At 62.6% G+C, this 16,998-nt stretch carries 21 protein-coding genes; 9 read left to right on the top strand and 12 right to left on the bottom strand.

Annotated elements, in window-relative coordinates; all coding sequences use genetic code 11:
- Nucleotides 1–128: 128 nt before the first annotated feature.
- Entirely contained in the window at nt 129–641 is a 513-nt protein-coding gene (locus ACMGGK_RS16535) for a DUF2165 family protein (protein ID WP_016928579.1), read from the top strand.
- A 22-nt stretch (nt 642–663) separates the two neighbouring features.
- Here the strand turns inward: ACMGGK_RS16535 and ACMGGK_RS16530 are convergent, their stop codons facing one another.
- The 5 genes from ACMGGK_RS16530 to ACMGGK_RS16510 form a co-directional block, all read right to left on the bottom strand.
- Nucleotides 664–1,176, bottom strand: coding sequence for a GNAT family N-acetyltransferase (locus tag ACMGGK_RS16530; protein ID WP_016928578.1), 513 nt, complete (start codon nt 1,174–1,176; stop codon nt 664–666).
- 24 nt (nt 1,177–1,200) lie between these two features.
- Complete coding sequence (locus ACMGGK_RS16525; RefSeq protein ID WP_028127915.1) at nt 1,201–1,506, bottom strand: type II toxin-antitoxin system RelE/ParE family toxin; 306 nt, start codon at nt 1,504–1,506, stop codon at nt 1,201–1,203.
- Nucleotide 1,507: 1 nt separating this feature from the next.
- Nucleotides 1,508–1,768, bottom strand: a complete 261-nt coding sequence (locus tag ACMGGK_RS16520; protein ID WP_016928576.1) for a type II toxin-antitoxin system Phd/YefM family antitoxin — start codon at nt 1,766–1,768, stop codon at nt 1,508–1,510.
- Between the two features lie 68 nt (nt 1,769–1,836).
- Entirely contained in the window at nt 1,837–3,072 is a 1,236-nt protein-coding gene (locus tag ACMGGK_RS16515) for an FAD-dependent oxidoreductase (RefSeq protein ID WP_028128268.1), read from the bottom strand.
- Nucleotides 3,073–3,148: 76 nt separating this feature from the next.
- Entirely contained in the window at nt 3,149–3,718 is a 570-nt protein-coding gene (locus ACMGGK_RS16510; protein WP_049299498.1) for a DUF4865 family protein, read from the bottom strand.
- A gap of 105 nt (nt 3,719–3,823) precedes the next feature.
- Between ACMGGK_RS16510 and ACMGGK_RS16505 the strand changes: the two genes are divergently transcribed.
- Entirely contained in the window at nt 3,824–4,693 is an 870-nt protein-coding gene (locus ACMGGK_RS16505) for a LysR substrate-binding domain-containing protein (RefSeq protein WP_016928573.1), read from the top strand.
- Here ACMGGK_RS16505 and sseA read toward each other — a convergent pair.
- Nucleotides 4,690–5,535 (bottom strand): 3-mercaptopyruvate sulfurtransferase, encoded by an 846-nt coding sequence (sseA, locus tag ACMGGK_RS16500; protein ID WP_197766343.1) that lies wholly within the window; start codon nt 5,533–5,535, stop codon nt 4,690–4,692. The genes ACMGGK_RS16505 and sseA overlap by 4 nt on opposite strands.
- A gap of 106 nt (nt 5,536–5,641) precedes the next feature.
- Between sseA and ACMGGK_RS16495 the strand changes: the two genes are divergently transcribed.
- Nucleotides 5,642–6,067 (top strand): NUDIX hydrolase, encoded by a 426-nt coding sequence (locus tag ACMGGK_RS16495; protein WP_049299531.1) that lies wholly within the window; start codon nt 5,642–5,644, stop codon nt 6,065–6,067.
- A 7-nt stretch (nt 6,068–6,074) separates the two neighbouring features.
- Here the strand turns inward: ACMGGK_RS16495 and ACMGGK_RS16490 are convergent, their stop codons facing one another.
- The 3 genes from ACMGGK_RS16490 to ACMGGK_RS16480 all read right to left on the bottom strand — a co-directional run bounded on the left by ACMGGK_RS16490 (nt 6,075) and on the right by ACMGGK_RS16480 (nt 9,280).
- Entirely contained in the window at nt 6,075–6,740 is a 666-nt protein-coding gene (locus ACMGGK_RS16490; RefSeq protein ID WP_143778731.1) for an epimerase, read from the bottom strand.
- Nucleotides 6,737–7,762 (bottom strand): AraC family transcriptional regulator, encoded by a 1,026-nt coding sequence (locus ACMGGK_RS16485; protein ID WP_016928569.1) that lies wholly within the window; start codon nt 7,760–7,762, stop codon nt 6,737–6,739. Before ACMGGK_RS16485 ends, ACMGGK_RS16490 begins: the two co-directional genes overlap by 4 nt.
- Nucleotides 7,763–7,843: 81 nt before the next feature.
- Nucleotides 7,844–9,280, bottom strand: a complete 1,437-nt coding sequence (locus ACMGGK_RS16480; RefSeq protein WP_016928568.1) for a PLP-dependent aminotransferase family protein — start codon at nt 9,278–9,280, stop codon at nt 7,844–7,846.
- Nucleotides 9,281–9,460: 180 nt separating this feature from the next.
- On the opposite strand from ACMGGK_RS16480, the gene ACMGGK_RS16475 reads away from it, so the two are divergent.
- The 3 genes from ACMGGK_RS16475 (at nt 9,461) to ACMGGK_RS16465 (ending at nt 11,641) form a co-directional block, all read left to right on the top strand.
- Nucleotides 9,461–9,643, top strand: coding sequence for a DUF1127 domain-containing protein (locus ACMGGK_RS16475; RefSeq protein ID WP_016928567.1), 183 nt, complete (start codon nt 9,461–9,463; stop codon nt 9,641–9,643).
- 15 nt (nt 9,644–9,658) lie between these two features.
- The gene (locus ACMGGK_RS16470; RefSeq protein ID WP_143778732.1) at nt 9,659–10,282 is read left to right on the top strand and encodes a glutathione S-transferase family protein; all 624 of its coding nucleotides are present in this window, start codon (nt 9,659–9,661) and stop codon (nt 10,280–10,282) included.
- A 228-nt stretch (nt 10,283–10,510) separates the two neighbouring features.
- Nucleotides 10,511–11,641 carry a Gfo/Idh/MocA family protein gene (locus tag ACMGGK_RS16465; protein WP_033640958.1) on the top strand — a complete coding sequence of 377 codons (1,131 nt, stop codon included), beginning with the start codon at nt 10,511–10,513 and terminating at the stop codon, nt 11,639–11,641.
- A 102-nt stretch (nt 11,642–11,743) separates the two neighbouring features.
- Here the strand turns inward: ACMGGK_RS16465 and ACMGGK_RS16460 are convergent, their stop codons facing one another.
- The 3 genes from ACMGGK_RS16460 to ACMGGK_RS16450 are packed head-to-tail and all read right to left on the bottom strand — an operon-like array spanning nt 11,744 to nt 14,875.
- Nucleotides 11,744–13,615, bottom strand: coding sequence for an amidohydrolase (locus ACMGGK_RS16460; protein ID WP_015377117.1), 1,872 nt, complete (start codon nt 13,613–13,615; stop codon nt 11,744–11,746).
- Nucleotides 13,616–13,636: 21 nt separating this feature from the next.
- Nucleotides 13,637–14,182: an antibiotic biosynthesis monooxygenase gene (locus tag ACMGGK_RS16455; protein WP_004939393.1), complete on the bottom strand. Its 546-nt coding sequence runs from the start codon at nt 14,180–14,182 to the stop codon at nt 13,637–13,639.
- 48 nt (nt 14,183–14,230) lie between these two features.
- Nucleotides 14,231–14,875, bottom strand: a complete 645-nt coding sequence (locus ACMGGK_RS16450) for a hydrolase (protein ID WP_004939390.1) — start codon at nt 14,873–14,875, stop codon at nt 14,231–14,233.
- Between the two features lie 140 nt (nt 14,876–15,015).
- Here ACMGGK_RS16450 and ACMGGK_RS16445 point away from each other — a divergent pair, with 140 nt between their 5' ends.
- The 3 genes from ACMGGK_RS16445 (at nt 15,016) to ACMGGK_RS16435 (ending at nt 16,956) form a co-directional block, all read left to right on the top strand.
- The gene (locus ACMGGK_RS16445) at nt 15,016–15,927 is read left to right on the top strand and encodes a LysR substrate-binding domain-containing protein (RefSeq protein ID WP_049299504.1); all 912 of its coding nucleotides are present in this window, start codon (nt 15,016–15,018) and stop codon (nt 15,925–15,927) included.
- 43 nt (nt 15,928–15,970) lie between these two features.
- A complete protein-coding gene (locus tag ACMGGK_RS16440) occupies nt 15,971–16,339 on the top strand; it encodes a cell envelope integrity TolA C-terminal domain-containing protein (RefSeq protein ID WP_016928561.1) in 369 nt (122 codons plus the stop codon).
- 140 nt (nt 16,340–16,479) lie between these two features.
- A complete protein-coding gene (locus ACMGGK_RS16435; protein WP_420277034.1) occupies nt 16,480–16,956 on the top strand; it encodes an OsmC family protein in 477 nt (158 codons plus the stop codon).
- The last annotated feature ends 42 nt before the right edge of the window (nt 16,957–16,998 follow it).

Here is a 16,998-nt window from a genome sequence, read left to right as displayed (position 1 = left end):
TCCTCACTTTCGGCTATGCTGCGTCATTGTAAGATTAGTTCTTACATTGTGCACGTCAAACTATCAGGATCTCAATAGCGGTCCCGTCATGAGGACGGGAGCCACCCGTTTATTCATTAAGGATAACCATGAACGAAATCACTGTGTCACGCCTCGGTTGCATCGTCCTGTCTCTGTTTCCGGCCCTGTGGGGGCTGTTTAGCCTGTTGAACAATACGGCGGATTTCGCCGGCACCGCGCGCAATGCGGTGGGGCCGCTGCTCGCCATGCAGGATACTTATCAAACGCCGGGGCTGATGTGGCGCGCGATCCGCGCCGACTGGGCCTGCATGTTGGGGTTGGCGGTCATCACTACGCTGGAAGCGCTGGCCGGCCTATTCGCGGCCGCGGGCGTGGCGCTGATGATCGGGCGATTGAAAGGCCCTTATGCCGCCTTCGCCAAGGGCAAAGCCTGGGCGATGCTGGGGGCGCTTTGCGCAATTGCGGTGTGGGGCGTCGGTTTTATGGTGGTCGCCGGCGACTGGTTCATGGCCTGGCAGGCCAAGAAGGATCCGCTGGCGGTGCAGCTGGGGGCGCTGATCTACCTGGCGCCCAATGCGTTTGCCTTGCTGTTCCTGATGCTGCAGCGGGAGCCGCGCTAAACGACGGCGGAGCGGGGCGCGGTTACAGCGCCTTGCTCATATACCAGATGCCTATCGAGCCCTGGGCGCTGGTGTAGCAGGTCTCGCCACAAATGCTCAATCCCTGACGCTGATAAAAACGTTGGGCGCGGGTGTTGCGTTGCAGCACCTCCAGCCACAGCGTTTTTTGCCGGCGCTCGATGGCCCGCAGCTGCACCTGTTCGTACAGGCGCTGGCCATAGCCATTGCCGGCATGGCCCGGCAGGAAATAGATTTTCTGCAGCTCTGCGCCGCGGGTTTGCGTTGGCGCCAGCAGGCTGTCGACGTTGAGCCGCGCATAGCCGACGAGGGCGTCATTCTCATAGGCCAACAGCCAGCACACGTCGGGATCGCGCAGCGTCCGTTCCAGTGCGGAGACGGAAAAATCCTCCGCCAGAAAGGCTTCCAGCTCGTGCGGGTAGCGCCACAGCTCACCGAAGTGGGCGCGATAGGTGCGGATGCCGATATCGCGCACCAGGGTTAAATCTTCCAGCAATGCCTGACGAACGGTGAACATCAGTGCCCCTTTGAGTAAGAAAAATTACAGCCGTTGTTCCAGATGCCGGTGAGGCACCATCGCCTGATGCAGAATGGCGAGAACGGTGATGCCGGCAGGGCGGTTGCGGTAGTAGATCCTATGGCTGGCGTAAGGAAAACTGCGTATCTCTTCGCCCAGATCGTGGAAGTGAGCTTTACCCGCTTCCGGCATATCTGCCAAATGATGCATGACCTCTCTCAACTGCTCAAGATAGCGGCGAGATTGCGCTTGGCCCCAGTGCTCGATGGTGAAATGACGAATAGCCAGCAGATCTTGTTGGGCCTGCGGGGTGAGGCGAAACGCGGGCATCTCAGTCTGTTTCATCGGTGAGCAGACGGTTGAAGAAGGCATCGCCGTCTACCGCCTTACCGGCGTCTTCCTCGGCGGTAGCCTGCGCGATTTTTTGCTGCAGTGCGCTTAATTTGAGATCTTCCAGCGCCTGGTAATCTTCTACAGACATGACGACGGCGACCGGTTTGCCGTTGCGATTGATTTGCACCGGTTCACGCTGCGCCTTGAGCAGCAAATCGCCGAATTGGGTTTTGGCCTCGTTCGCGGTGAGTGCGTACATTTAATCGCTCCAGTTAATTAAATCGTTCGATTTAACCATTATACGGCGCGATGAAAAAATCACCAATGCTATTCCGGCGGGCAGGTTTCGTTGGACAGATGCCGCGGCGTTTCACGCCGAAAACCGAGGCCGATGATGCGGCCGAACAGGCGCGGCAGCCAGCGGCTGTTGCCGACGCGGGCGATCAGGCGCGAGCCGCCCGCCGCGCGGCGTTCGCCCGGTTTGCGCTGGCTCATTTTGATCTGCAGAAACTGGATGGCCCGGGTGGGAAATTCGCGCCGGCGCTGCACGCTCAGCAGATGCTTCAGCTGCAGCCGATGCTGGCGCAGCGGCGGGATCAGAGCGTTGGCGGCGGCCACCGCGTCCTGAATCGCCAGGTTGACGCCCACGCCGCCGATCGGCGACATGGCGTGCGCGGCGTCGCCGATGCACAGCACCCCCGGTTTGGCCCAGCGATCCAGACGATCGATGCGAATGCTCAGCAGTTTTACCTGATCCCACTCGACGATCTCCTGCAGGCGATCGTCCTGAAATGGCGCCACCTCGGCGAGGTGCAGTAAAAATTTCTCCAGCCCGCTGCGGCGGATCGCGTCGAAGCTGCCTTTGTCGATCGAATAGCCGCACTGCCAGTAGTCGCCGCGATCGATCATGATGAAGTTCTGTTTCGGCCCGGTATGGCCCATCGACCAGGCCGGATCGCCCGGCTGCTTGCTGAGCTTCATCCACACTACGTCGCGCGGCGCGCCGAAGGATCGGCTGCTGAGCGCCGCCTGTTCGCGCACCACCGAGTTGCGGCCGTCGGTGCCGATCACCAACTGGCTGCGCACGCGGATCGGGCCTTCCGGCGTGTCGGCCAGCACGCCGCACACCTGGCCGCGGTCGTACAGCAGCTGGTGAACCTGCGTCGAGGTCAGCAGCCTGAAGTTGGGGAAGGCGGCGGCCTGCTGGGCCAAAAAGTTGAGGAACTCCCACTGCGGCATAAAGGCGATAAATTTGCAGCGCGTCGGCAGGCGGGTGAAATCCGCCAGCTTGATGTCGCGCCCGGCGACTTCGGCGTGCAGGGACTCCGCACGCTGGTGCGGCAACGTCAGCAGTTCGTCGAGCAGGCCCAGCTGGTGCATGACTTCCAGCGTCGACGGGTGAATGGTGTCACCGCGAAAATCGCGCAGGAAGTCGGCGTGCTTCTCCAGCACCGTCACATCGATCCCCGCCCGCGCCAGCAGATAGCCGAGCATCAGCCCGGCGGGGCCGCCTCCCACGATGCAGCAGGTGGTGGCGTAAGGTGTGATTGGTGATGACGACATGACGGTTGACCCCGGATAGCGGCCCGCATCCCGCGAGCCGCAAATGAATATGCAATTTTGATAATGATTATCAATATCAAGTTTGACTGTCAACCCGCGGCGCAGTGTGGTCAAAGGGCGCGGACAGATGGCCGACGCGGAACAGTTGACCGTTTTGCGGCCGCGCCTGCGGCGGTTCACGCCAGACATCCAGCCGCACTAACCGCCACTCGGCGGGATCGAACGCCACGATGGAGGCCAGCGCGCCGGGCACCGCCTGCTGTTGCCGACGCAGCGCAGGAAGATCGCTGTAGGGGGCGATGGCCCTTTCCTGACAGGTCGCCCAGGCGGCCTCGGCCAGATGAGGACGATCGAAATGCGCCAGCCACGGCAGCCAGTGATTGACGCGCGGCCAGCCGAACGCCTGGCTGAGGCCCCTGAAACCCTCGCCGATCAGGAAGTCGCTCATGCCGGCGCCGCTGTTCCACAGGTAGAAGGGAGCGTAGAGATTCTCGGCGCTGCCTTCGCTGCGCTGCGCGTACAGATAGGCTTTGACGATCAGCTGCGGGCAGGCGTCGAGCCGGTGGCCGACATCGGCGATGCGGCGGCGGACGATCGCCATGTCGTAATCGGCGGGCAGGGTGAAACGGTATTGCATCGCGAGCATAAGGATTCTCCTGAAAGACATTGACCGGGAGAGCGTGACACGCCATCTTTATTAGTAAAATCGGTATTATTTTGATTGATAGTTCAGAAAATCAGGATGGTCAGCATGGGGCGAATCACGTTCGATCTCGAGGATTTGCGCAGCTTCGTCACCGGCGTCGAGCTGGGCAGCTTCGCCAAGGCGGCTGAACGGCTGGGGCGTTCGACGTCGGCGGTCAGCGCCCACCTGAAAAAGCTGGAGCAGCAGGTCGGCGCGCCGATCCTGCGCAAGGCCGGACGCGGCATGGTGATGACCGAGGCGGGGGAGACCCTGCTCGGTTACGCGCGCCGCCTGCTGGAGCTCAATGACGAAGCCGCCGCCGCGGTGCGCGGGTTGGATCTGCAGGGCACGGTGCGGCTGGGGCTGCAGGAGGATTTCGGCGAGACGTTTCTGCCGCAGGTGTTGGGCAGCTTCGCGCGCGCCAATCCAAAGGTGAGGATCGAGGCGCGCATCGCGCGCAATGCCGAGCTGATCGACTGGGTGCTGAAAGGCCAGCTGGATCTGTCGCTGGCGTGGGATGGCGGTCTGAGCACGCCGTTTCATCAGGCGCTGGGACAGCGGCAGCTGCACTGGATCGCGTCGCCCGGCTTCGCGCTGGCGCCGTGGCGAGAAGGGGACGAACCCTTGCCGTTGGTGATGTTCGACGCGCCCTGCCTGATGCGCAGCGCGGCGACGCAGGCGCTGGATCGCGCCGGCATTCCCTGGCGCATCGCCTTTAGCAGCCGCAGCCTGAACGGCGTGTGGGCGGCGGTGAGCGCCGGGTTGGGCGTTACGGTGCGCACGGCGGCGGGCTTACCGCCCGGCCTGTCGCCGCTGGCCCCCGATCTGCTGCCCGCTCTCGGCCAGCTCGGCGTGGTGCTGCACCGCGCCGAGGATCAGCCTTCGGCCGCCGTGCAGCGGCTGGCGCAGATCGTGGTCGAGCGGATCGAGACCTAATCTTGGGCGATCGGCTGCTTGCCGCTCAGCTGGCCCCATTCGCTCCAGGCGCCGTCATACAACTTGACCTGCGGCGCGCCGAGCGACAGCAGGCCAAACGCCAGCACCGCCGCCGTCACGCCGGAGCCGCAGCTGGTGATGATCGGGCCGTTGATGTCCACCCCCTTGTCGCTGAAGGTTTGGCGCAGCGCCTCCAGCGATTTGAAGCGGCCGTTTTCCAGCAGCTCGCCGTACGGAATGTTGATGCTGCCGGGAATGTGGCCGCGGTGCAGGCCGGGGCGCGGCTCCGGCGCTTCGGCATGGAAACGCGGCGCGGCGCGCGCGTCGAGAATTTGCACCGGCGTGCCTAACGCCTGTTCCACTTGCCGCATATCCACCACCGCGTCGGCGTTGAACCGGGCGTTGAACGTCTGCGGTTCAGGCTGCGCCGGGCCGGTTGCCAGCGCCTGGCCTTGCGCGGTCCAGCCGTTCAGCCCTTCGTCCAGTACGTAAACATGCTGGGCGCCGAAATTGCGGAAGGTCCACCAGCCGCGCGGCGCGGAGAACTGGTTACCCTCATCGTAAATCACCAGGGTATCGCGCTCGCTGATGCCCAGCTTGCCCACCGCCGCGCCAAACTCCGCCGCCGTCGGCAGCATATGCGGCAGCGCGGTGTTTTTGTCCGCCACGTCGTCGATGTCGAAATAGACCGCGCCGGGGATATGGCCGCGTTCGAACTCGGCAAGCATGTCCTTTTTCGGCGTTAGCCCCACCGGCGACATCCGGACGTCGATCACCACCAGATTTTCATCGTTGATATGTTGCGCAAGCCATTGAGGGGTCACCAGAAACGGAGAGTTCATCGTTATTGTTCGCCTGTTGTGAAAACGGATTTTCACTATACACCAGGCCGCGCGGGGATGAAGTATGATGTTCAGTCAAAGGCAATGGGCCGGGAGCGAAGAAATCATGACGGATTGGGCGTTTGGCGGGGCCAAGATCGCACTGTTGTGCGGCGATCTCTTGTTGGTTTACCAACGGGACGACAAACCGGACATTCCGTGGCCCGGCCTGTGGGATCTGCCCGGCGGCGGGCGGGAAAACGGCGAAACGCCGCTGCAGTGCGTGCAGCGGGAGACGCAGGAAGAATTCGGCGTGGCGATCGCCGAACGTCAGGTTGTCTGGCGGCGGCGCTACGACGGCATTCTGCCCGGCTATCCCCCGACCTGGTTCATGGCCGGCGAGATCGCCCCCGCGCAGATCGCCGCCATACGTTTCGGCGACGAGGGACAGCGCTGGCGGATGATGCCGGTGGATCAGTTCATTCATCATCCGCAGGGCATCGACCATCTGCGTCGCCGGGTGGCGGAGTATTGGCGGCGGGGCGGTGGATGACGTTATTTCACAGCGTCGCCAGCCGGTTGATCTGCGCCGGTTCGATGATGCGCAGCGCGCTTTCCCGTCGCGCCACCGCGAGCATCGCCCGCCCGATTCGTTCGGTGCTGCTTACCCGGGCGGGAAACAGCCGCAATGCGCCGCGCCACAGCGGCTTGAACAGCCGATAGGCCAGATCGTAGAGGCGGGTTTTGGAGCGAATGCCGTGCAGCGGCACAATGGCGCCGGGACGGAACATCACCGCGTGGAACGGCAGCGCCAGCAGCGCGTTTTCGGTGGCGCCTTTGACCCTGGCCCACATGCTGCGGCCGCGTTCGCTGCTGTCGGTGCCGAGGCCGGAGACGTAGACGAAGACCATCGACGGATTCAGCGTCGCCAGCGGGCGGGCGGCGGCCAGCGTCAGATCGTAAGTCACCGCGCGATATTCAGCTTCACTCAGGCCGGAGGACGAAATCCCCAGGCAGAAGAAACAGGCGTCGTAGCCGGCGAGCTGCGGCGCCAGCGCCGACAGATCACGCAGATCGGGCAGGGAGAGCTGGCGCAGTTTGGCGTGGCTTTGCGCCAGCGGGCGACGGCCGATGCTGAGCACTTCGCTGACTCGCGGATCGCGCAGGCATTCTCGCAGCGCGCCCTGACCCACCATGCCGCTGGCGCCGAAAATAATCACTTTCATGCTCTGTTCTCCCACTGGCCGGCGGCGCGCTGCGTGCGCCAGCGGCTGGGCGTCAGCGCTTCCCACTGAATAAAGGCGCGGCTGAACGAATTCAGCTCTTCGAATCCCAGCACAAAGGCGATTTCGCCCGGTTCAAGGTCGGTTTCCGCCAACAATCGGCAGGCGGTGCGGTGCCGGGTTTTGTCCAACAATTGCTGGTAGCTGTAGCCGTGCTGTTGCAAGCGGCGCTGCAGCGTGCGCGGGCTGAGATAGAGTTCAGCGGCCACGCTGTTGACGCTGGGGCGCTGGCCGCGCATGCTGCGGCCGAGGATCGCCATCACCTGCATCGGTAAGTTTTGCTCGGCGCGCACCTCGGCCAACTCGGCCTCCAGCTCCGGCAGCAGCTGCGCCAACATGTCCTGATCATAAGTGATGAGCGGCTGCCGCATCAGCGCGCGATCGAACACCAGCACGTCCTGCGGCGCATCGAATCGCACCGGGCAGCCGAAGTGGCGCAACAGCGGCGAGTGGGGATCGTGACGGCGTGTCACCTCAAGCGCCTTGGGCTGCAGCGGCAAGCCGGTGCCACGGCGGCACAGGGCGGTGATAGAAGCGAACATTGTATCGATCAATAATTCCGGCGTATGGTCTTCGATCATCGTCCAGCGCGTATGCAGCCGTATACTGTCGCCGTCTTCCTCCAGCATCAGTTCTTCCGGGCACACCAACCGTTTGTAGCGCGCGACTTTACGCAGCGCTTCGCCCATCGTGGCGGAGTGCAGTGCGGCGACTGACGCGATATCGTAATGCTCCGGCGCGACGTCGCCGCCCAGCCGCAGACCAAAGGCGGGATCGTCGCTCAGTTGGGCGAGGGCGCGCCAGACGGCGAAGAACTGGTGGGTGGTCAGCCGCACTTTTATGCGCCGCTCGCTGAGCAGCCCGGCGGGCAAGCCGGCCAACTGACCGACCCGTTCGAGATCGACACCTAGCGCCGCGAGGCGCACCGCCAGCGCGCTGGAAACCGGAATTTGATCGCTGCTCATGGTTGTTGCCTGCCAGTGGTAAGAGAAGGCATTACTCTAAAACAGCCTGTCCGTGCGCCGATAATCCGATCGCGTCAAGATTTAATCTGATTGCGCCAAACTGTCGGCCGGCATCAGCGCCTGGATGGTGGCGCCGACCCGCTGTACCGCCTGTTCGATCTCCGTCGTCAGCGTCGGCGCATAGTTGATGCGCAGGCAGTTGCGATACTTGCCGGCGGCGGAAAAAATGCTGCCGACGGCGATTTGTACGCCTTGCTGTTCAAGATGGCGGTTCAGCCGCAGGGTGTCGAACGCTTCGTCCAGTTCGATCCACAGCATAAAACCGCCGCGCGGCCGGCTGACGCGGGTGCCGGCCGGGAAGTATTTCAGGATCAGATCGGTCATGCGGTCGCGGTTCTGCTGGTAGCGGGCGCGCATGCGCCGCAGGTGCTGCAGATAGTGCCCCCCGCGGATGAATTCGGCGATCGCCAGCTGCGGCTGGGTGGCGGTGGCGCCGGAGCCGATGAACTTCATGTGCAGCACCCGCTCCAGGTAGCGGCCGGGCGCGATCCAGCCCACGCGCAGCCCCGGCGCCAGCGTTTTGGAAAACGAACTGCACAGCAGCACGCGGCCGTCGTCGTCGAATGACTTGATGGTGCGCGGCCGCGGGTAGTGATAGGCGATGTCGCCGTAGACATCGTCTTCGATGATCGCCGCGTCGTGGCGCTGCGCCAGCGTCAGCAGCCGCTGTTTGTGGGCGTCGGGCATGATGTAGCCCAGCGGATTATTGCAGTTGGGCGTCAGCAGGATGGCCTTGACCGGCCACTGTTCCAGCGCCATCTCCAGCGCCGCCAGGCTGACGCCGGTGAGCGGATCGGTGGGGATTTCCAGCGCCTTGATGCCCAGACCCTTCAGCGTTTGCATGGTGCCGTGGAAGCAGGGCGAATCGACCGCCACGATGTCGCCGGGTTGGCAAACGGCGCGCAGCCCGGCGGAGATTGCTTCCTGACAGCCGGTGGTGATCAGCAACTGATCGGGGCCGATTTGGCAGCCGGAGTCCAGCAGCAGACGGGCGACCTGTTCGCGCAGCGCGGCCACGCCCTGAATGCTGTCGTAATACAGGCTGCGCAGGTCGCCGTGGCGGGCGGCGTTGCGCAGGGCGACGATCAGCGGTTTCATCGTCGGTTCGGCGATATCCGGCATGCCGCGCCCCAGCTGGATCAGGCCTTCGCGCGGCCGGCTGCGCACCAGTTCCAGCACCTGCTCCCATTGCGATATGTCCACCGGCCGCTGCACCGGCGCCGTCATGGCGGGCAGCTCGGCCTGCGCGCGCCGCGTATGCACGAAGTAGCCCGACTTCGGCCGCGCTTCCACCAGGCGCTGTTCCTCGAGCAGCCGGTAGGCTTGCTGCACCGTGCTGATGCTGACGCCGTGCTCCTGGCTCAATGCGCGCACCGAAGGCAGGCGATGGCCGGACGGATACAACCCTTGCTGAATGCGTTGGCTGAGAATGGCGGCCAGCGTGGCGTAGCGTGTCATACAGAGGCCTCTCATCGGGGGTAAGGATTAAAAAACCGGTACAGATACTTTCAAAATAAACCATTCAGCGGGTTTTTTGGCGCAGCTGTATGAAAAAAATAGCGCCAGCGTGAATCTGTATTGTTTTTTGCCTGGCGCGCATCATCACTACCAGGCGAAAACATCAGGGGGAATAACAAGATGGCTCTGTTTACTGGCGCGCCGCGGCGGCGCTCATTCGGCGGGTCACGCTGGCGTTTGTATCTGCAACGCTACAGGACGCGAAAAGAATTATTATTGCTGGACGATGCGCGGCTGATCGATATTGGTTTGTCGCGTGCAGAAGCGCTGCGTGAAGGATGTAAACCTTTCTGGAAAGAATAGATAAGAGGAAAACCGATGCTGAGAGTCTTGGGCAAGGCTTCATCAATCAACGTGCGCAAAGTGTTATGGACCTGTCAGGAGCTGGGGCAGGCGCTGGAACGGGAAGACTGGGGCAGCGGTTTTCGCTCTACGCAGGAGCCGGCGTTTCTGGCGTTGAATCCCAACGGCCTGGTGCCGGTGCTGATCGACGGCGAGCGGGTGCTGTGGGAGTCGAACACCATTTGCCGCTATCTGGCGGGGCGGGAAGGGCGCCGCGATCTGCTGCCGCAGGAACCCGGCGCGCGCGCGGCGGTGGAGATGTGGATGGACTGGCAGGCCACCGATCTGAACGGCGCCTGGCGCTACGTGTTCATGTCGCGGGTGCGTGGGCATGCGGATTATCAGGATGCCGCCAGCCTGGCCGCCGCCGAGCGCGAATGGAACCGGCTGATGGGCCTGTTGGACGCACATTTGGCGCAGCACGGCCCTTATGCCGCCGGCGCCGCCTTCACGCTGGCGGACGTGGTGCTGGGGCTGTCGCTGAACCGCTGGCTGATGACGCCGTTCGTGCGGCCGAATTATGCGGCGCTGGCGGCCTATCAGCAGCGCCTGCTGCAACGCCCTGGCTATGTGCAGCACGGCGCCAACGGTTTACCGTGATATGAAATAAACGGTTCATTTTATCTTGTCCGGATACGTCCCGTCGTATCCGAACTTTCCTCGTTGCATCATCCCGTCAATGTTTCATGAACGGCATCACGAATATGAACTTTATTTTCCTGTGTGCTTGTTATTGAAATTTATATTCCATATAAACCCGTTATCAACCGGCGCGTTTCATTGAGCGACGCCTGGTTCTACACAGAATTTCGGTCACGGGAGAAAATGATGAAACAGGTACGCGTTGGGTTAATCGGCACCGGTTATATCGGGCGTTGTCACGCTATCGCCTATGCGCAGGCCGCCACGGTCTTTCCTCTGAAAGGGGAACTGGTGCTGGAGATGCTGGCGGAGGTGACGCCCGAGCTGGCGGCGCAGCGCGCCGCCGAATTCGGCTTTGCGCGCTCGACCGGCGACTGGCGGCAGCTGGTGGCCGATCCGGCGATCGATGTGGTGGACATCTGTGCCCCCAACTTTTTGCACAAAGAGATGGCGCTGGCGGCGATCCGCCACGGCAAGCACGTGTATTCGGAAAAGCCGCTGGCGCTGGACGCCGCCGACGCGGCGGAGATGGTGCAGGCCGCGCGCGCTAAGGGGGTGAAAACGCTGGTCGGTTTTAACTACATGAAAAACCCCACCAGCCAACTGGCGCGCGAAATTATCGCCAACGGCGAAATCGGCGAGGTGGTGCATTTTTACGGTACCCACAATGAGGATTATCTGGCCGATCCGCGCACGCCGATCGACTGGCACTGTCGCCGCGCCAGCGCCGGGTTAGGCGCGCTCGGGGATCTGGCGGCGCACATCGTCAATATGGCGCACTACCTGGTGGGCGATATCGTGGCGGTTTCCGGCGATATGCAGACCGTGATCAAACAGCGCCCGGATCCGCAAGACCCGACGCGCCTGCACCCGGTGGAAAACGAAGATCAGGCCAGTGCGTTGCTGCGTTTCGCCGGCGGCGCGATGGGCACTATCGAAACGTCGCGCATTGCCTGCGGGCGCAAGATGGGGTTGACCTATGTGGTTACCGGCACCAAAGGCACGCTGAGTTATACCCAGGAACGGATGGCGGAGCTGAAGCTGTATCGGCACGATGAACCGGCGGAGCGGCAGGGGTTCAAGACGTTGCTGGTGGGGCCGAAGCACCCGGACTATGCGGCGTTTTGCATCAGCGCCGGGCACGGCATCGGCTTTAACGATCAGAAGACGGTGGAGATCCGCGATCTGGTCAACGGCATCGCCGCGGGCGATCGCATGTGGCCGGACTTTGAAGAGGGCTGGAAGGTGTCGTGCGTGCTGGACGCGATAGCCGCCTCCGCCGAACAGCGGCGCTGGCTGGAGATCAACCGCGATTGAAAATGAAATGGCGCTCTCCCGTGGACAGCGCCATTAATTTATTATGTTGCCAGCTTAATAGCTTATTAAATTAATTTTATAATAAGTTATTGGCTTGATAACTTAGAACGAGAAACACGAACAGCCGAACGCGCCCCAGAAGGCATTCTCGTCCGACACCGGGATGCTGGAGCGGCGTGCGATGTCATGCTGGTGTGCGTGCACGCCGCACGGGCCGCAGCATTGATGCGCCTGGCTCACTACCCCGACGCGGGCCGCCGCCGACGGCGGTGCGGAGCGGTAATGGCCCGGCACCTGGGTGACCGGCGACCACTCCGGCAGCACCGGCAGCGGCGGCGGCGCCAGCGGTGAGAAGCTGCCGGCGGCGTAGACCACTTTGCCGTCCACCACCGTCATCACCGACTCGATGCCTTTGATCTGCTCTTCCGGCACGCTGAAATAGTCCTGCGACAGCACCGCCAAATCCGCCAGTTGGCCGACCTTGATCTGGCCTTTCTTGCCCTGTTCGGTGGAGAACCAGGCGCTGCCTTGCGTCCACAGCATCAGCGCCGTTTCGCGATCCAGCCGCGCGCTGTCGTCGTACATCGCCATGCCGCCGACGGTGCGGCCGGAGACCAGCCAGTACAGCGCCGTCCACGGGTTGTAGCTGGCGACGCGGGTGGCGTCGGTGCCCAGCCCGACCGGCAGCTCGGCCGCCAGCATTTTCGCCACCGGCGGCGTATGTTTGGTGGCTTCGATGCCGTAACGGTCGGCGAAATACTCCCCCTGGAACGCCATGCGGTGCTGGACTGCAATGCCGCCGCCCAGCGCCTTGACGCGCTCGATATTGCGCTCGGTAATGGTTTCGGCGTGGTCGAACAGCCAGTGCAGCCCGTTGAACGGAATATCGCGGTTCACCTTCTCGAACACGTCCAGCATGCGGCTGATGGATTCGTCATAGGTGGCGTGCAGGCGGAACGGCCAGCGGTGCTCGACCAGATGGCGCACCACCCGCTCCAGCTCGTCTTCGGTGCCCGGCGGCAGATCCGGGCGCGGCTGCAGGAAGTCTTCGAAGTCGGCGGCGGAAAACACCAGCATCTCGCCGGCGCCGTTGTGGCGATAGAAGTCGGTGCCCTGGCCCGGTTTGAGCATGTCGGTCCACAGCTCGAAGTCTTCCAGTTCCTGCTTCGGCCGCTGGGTGAACAGGTTATAGGCGATGCGGATGGTCAGCTGCTTTTTCTCGTGCAGCTCGGCGATCACCTGATAATCCTCCGGGTAGTTCTGGAAGCCGCCGCCGGCGTCGATGGCGCTGGTGAGACCGAGGCGGTTCAGCTCACGCATAAACTGGCGGGTGGAATTGACCTGCTGCTCCAGCGGCAGCTTCGGCCCTTTCGCCAGCGTGGCGTACAGGATCATGGCGTTGGGTTTGGCGATCAGCATGCCGGTCGGGTTGCCGTTGGCGTCGCGCTGGATCTCGCCGCCCGGCGGGTTCGGCGTGTCTTTGGTGTAGCCGACCACCTTCAACGCCGCGCGGTTGAGCAGCGCGCGATCGTAGAGATGCAGAATAAATACCGGCGTGTCCGGCGCCGCCTGGTTGATTTCGTCCAGCGTCGGCATGCGGCGCTCGGCGAACTGGAATTCGGTCCAGCCGCCGACCACCCGCACCCATTGCGGGCTCGGGGTGCGCAGCGCCTGTTCTTTCAACATGCGCAGCGCGTCGGCCAGCGAGGGCACGCCTTCCCAGCGCAGCTCCAGGTTATAGTTCAGGCCGCCGCGGATCAGGTGCAGGTGCGAGTCGTTCAGGCCAGGAATGGCGGTGTGGCCGTGCAGATCGATCACCTGGGTTTCCGGCCCGGCGTGCTGCATGACTTCGCTTTCGCTGCCGACCGCCAGAAACTTGCCGTCGCGGATGGCGACCGCTTGCGCGGTGGGGTGTTGGCGATCGACGGTGTGAAACTTGCCGTTGGTGATGATCAATGAAGCGTGGTGGTTCATAACATTCTCCCGGCGAACCGCCTAGCGGCGGGTCAGCCATTGATGAAAAACGCGAGTCACGATAGGCATCCACAGGTACACCACCAGGGCGACCACGGTGGCGTCATTGAGAAAATGGCCGAGCAGCGAGCCGTCCAGCTGCGGCAGCACCCGTCCCCAAAACCAGGGCACCAGATTGGTGGATGGAAAGATCACCAGCAGGGTGATGATGAATTGCTTCCACTGGGGCGGCTGGCGCACGCTGGGGTTGGGCGGGGTAAACCAGAACTCTGCGCCGGGGCGGATCTCGATATGGTCGTTCTCCAGCAACAGCGGAGTGACTTCTTCGATGTATTGCTTGCGCTGCGGCGAGTTGAGCCAGCGGTAGAGATTGTCGAGATTATCGAAGCGGACCAGCACCGTATAGGCCTGTTCGTCGCCGGAAGGGCGAATCACGTTGACGCCTAAATGGCCGGTGAAGCCCGCGGCGTCGGGCATGATGCGGTTCAGCCAGGCCTCATAGGCCTGTTCGTTCCCCGGCGCCAAACGGTGGGTGATCACCAGCGTGACATGCTGCGGATGGGCCATAAAACCGACTCCTGAAAATACCCCGGCGCGAGGCCGGGGCAAGGGGAATTATTTCACCGTGCGGGCCGGTGCGTGGTGCACCATGGTGTAAGCGTAGTCGACGCCCATGCCGTACGCGCCGCTGTGTTCGCGCACCAGCGCCATCACCGCGTCGTAGGTGTCTTTGCGCGCCCAGTCGCGTTGGTACTCCAGCAGCACCTGCTGCCAGGTCACCGGTACGGCGCCGGCTTGCACCATGCGGTCGATCGAACGTTCGTGCGCATCGACGGAGGTGCCGCCGGAGGTGTCGGTCACCACATACACTTCATAGCCGGCTTCCAGCGCCATCAGCGCCGGGAAGGTCAGGCAGACTTCGGTCCACAGCGCGGAGATCACCAGCTTTTTGCGGCCGGTGGCTTCCACGGCTTTGACGAAGGCCGCGTCTTCCCAGGAGTTCATCGAGGTGCGTTCAATCGGGGTGATTTCAGGGTGCACCGCCAGCAGTTCCGGCCAGATATAGCCGCTGAAGCTTTCGGTTTCGACCGAGGTGAAAAGGGTAGGGACGTTGAAAATCTTGCCTGCCTTCGCCAAACCAACAACGTTGTTTTTCAGTTGCTGACGATCAATATTAGCCACGCCGAAGGCCATTTGCGGTTGATGGTCGATAAAAATCAGTGCGGAATTGTCTTTATCAAGCAGTTGAAACTTGGACATAATTTACCTTCCCAGTGATATTTCGGTTGAACATCTGATGAGTGTAACGCCGATAAAACCCATGGTAGGCAGAGGGCGATTTCAAAGATACCGCAGAATTTTTGCCGACTTGTTGAGTTTTTTTATACACGGGAGAAAGCATGAGATTAAACCTGGAAGCGCTGCTGATTTTGGACGCGCTGGACCGGCACGGATCTTTCGCCGCCGCGGCCGCCGCACTGTTTAAAACCCCTTCGGCACTGAGCTATATGGTGCAAAAGCTCGAGAACGATCTCGACATCACCCTGCTGGATCGCTCCGGCCATCGGGCGAAGTTCACCGATACCGGCAAGCTGATGCTGGAAAAAGGGCGGGTGCTGCTGCGCGCGGCGCAGGATCTGGAACAGCAGGCGCGCTATGTGGAGAACGGCTGGGAAAGCGAGATTACGCTTGGGATCGACGCCTCCTTCCCGTTTGCCCGCCTGTTGCCGCTGATCAACGAGTTTTATCGGCAGCATCACCATACCCGGCTGCGTTTCAGCCACGAGGTGCTGGCCGGTTCCTGGGAGTCGCTGGTTTACGGTTGCGCCGACATTATCATCGGCGCCATCTGCGAGCCGCCGTCACGGGTAGGCTATGCGTTCAGCAGGCTGGGGCAGCTGGATTACGTGTTCGCCGTCGCGCCGCAGCATCCGCTGGCGGCATTGCCGGAACCGTTGCCGAAGGACGAAATCCGTCAGCACCGGGCGGTGGTGGTGCGCGACACTTCGCGTGTCAACGCGCCGCAGAGCCTGAATCTGCTGGAAGAGCAGGATACGCTGACGGTCTTCGGTTTCGACGCCAAACTGCAGGCGCAGCTGGCCGGGCTGGGCTGCGGCTATCTGCCGCGCGCCTTGGCGGAACCTTACCTGAACAGCGGCGAACTGGTGGCGAAACGCGTCGAATCGGAACGGTGCAGCGATATCGCCTACTTCGGCTGGCGGGAAAGCGCCAGCGGCCTGGCGGCCAAGTGGTGGCGCGAGCGGCTGCAGCGTTACGCGGATGACGGTGAGGCTTACCCAGCGGCGCAGTGAGGGCCGCTCGATAAGGATAAATCCCCCAATAAGGACATCGGGAATGAAAAAGACACTAAGCCTGTTGGCGTTGTTGCTGCTGAGCGGCTGCGGCGCCGGGGCCGGCCATCAGACCGGCACCCCGTTGCCGCAGACCCCGGCACTGGCCGCAACGCAGCTCAGTTACCCGGAGCGGGTGCATAACGCGGTGAGCCGCGAGCTGCGCTCGCCGGAGCACGCGCGCGGCCAACGCTGCACCATCAGCATACGGCTGCGGCCGGACGGCAAGCTGGCGAGCAGCAAGATCGTGAGGGGCGATGCGCCCCTGTGCGCGGCGGCCAGCGCGGCGGTGCAGCACGCGCAGTTTCCGCCGATGGCCAACGCCACCGAGTACGCGCTGTTCAACGCCGTGGTGCTCGATTTCGTTCCCTAAAGGGATGTGACCGACGGGCCGCTTGCGCGGCCCGTTTTTTCTCGTCTCGCCGTTTGCGTATTCACGCTTTTCCGCCAATAGTGTTTTCCGGGCATGCATTAAGATGATTTTTCATTGGCCGGCCAACGGGAGAAAAAGGCATGAAAGGCGAGCATCATTATCAGGTGGCGGTCACCTGGCAAGGGAACCTGGGGGCAGGCACGGAAGATTACCGCGCCTATGGGCGCGATCACCTGATCGGCGCCGCGGGCAAGGCAGACATCGCCGGCTCAGCCGATCCGGCCTTCCGCGGTGACGCGACGCGCTGGAATCCGGAAGATTTGCTGGTGGCATCGCTCAGCGCCTGTCACAAATTATGGTGTCTGCATCTGTGCGCCACCTCGGGGATTTCGGTGCTGGCCTATCAGGACGATGCCGTGGGGGTGATGCGCGAAGACGCCGCGCGCGGCGGCTTTTTTACCTCGGTGACGCTGCGGCCGCAGGTCACAGTGCGCGATGGCGACGATCTGCAGCTGGCGCAACAGCTTCACGAGAAGGCGCATCACCTGTGCTTTATCGCCAACTCGGTGAATTTCCCGGTGGCGTGTGAGCCGCATGCCGCGTACGCAACCCGCTGAATTTTCACTTAGCTTTGCCATTTTCGTTATTTGGAACGTCGT

Origin of the sequence: Serratia sp. BNK-33-b (genome assembly GCF_048684565.1) — a bacterium.
Taxonomy (GTDB): domain Bacteria; phylum Pseudomonadota; class Gammaproteobacteria; order Enterobacterales; family Enterobacteriaceae; genus Serratia; species Serratia marcescens.
Note: the sequence above shows the minus strand (reverse complement) of the source record. Positions and strands in the feature narration are given on the sequence as shown.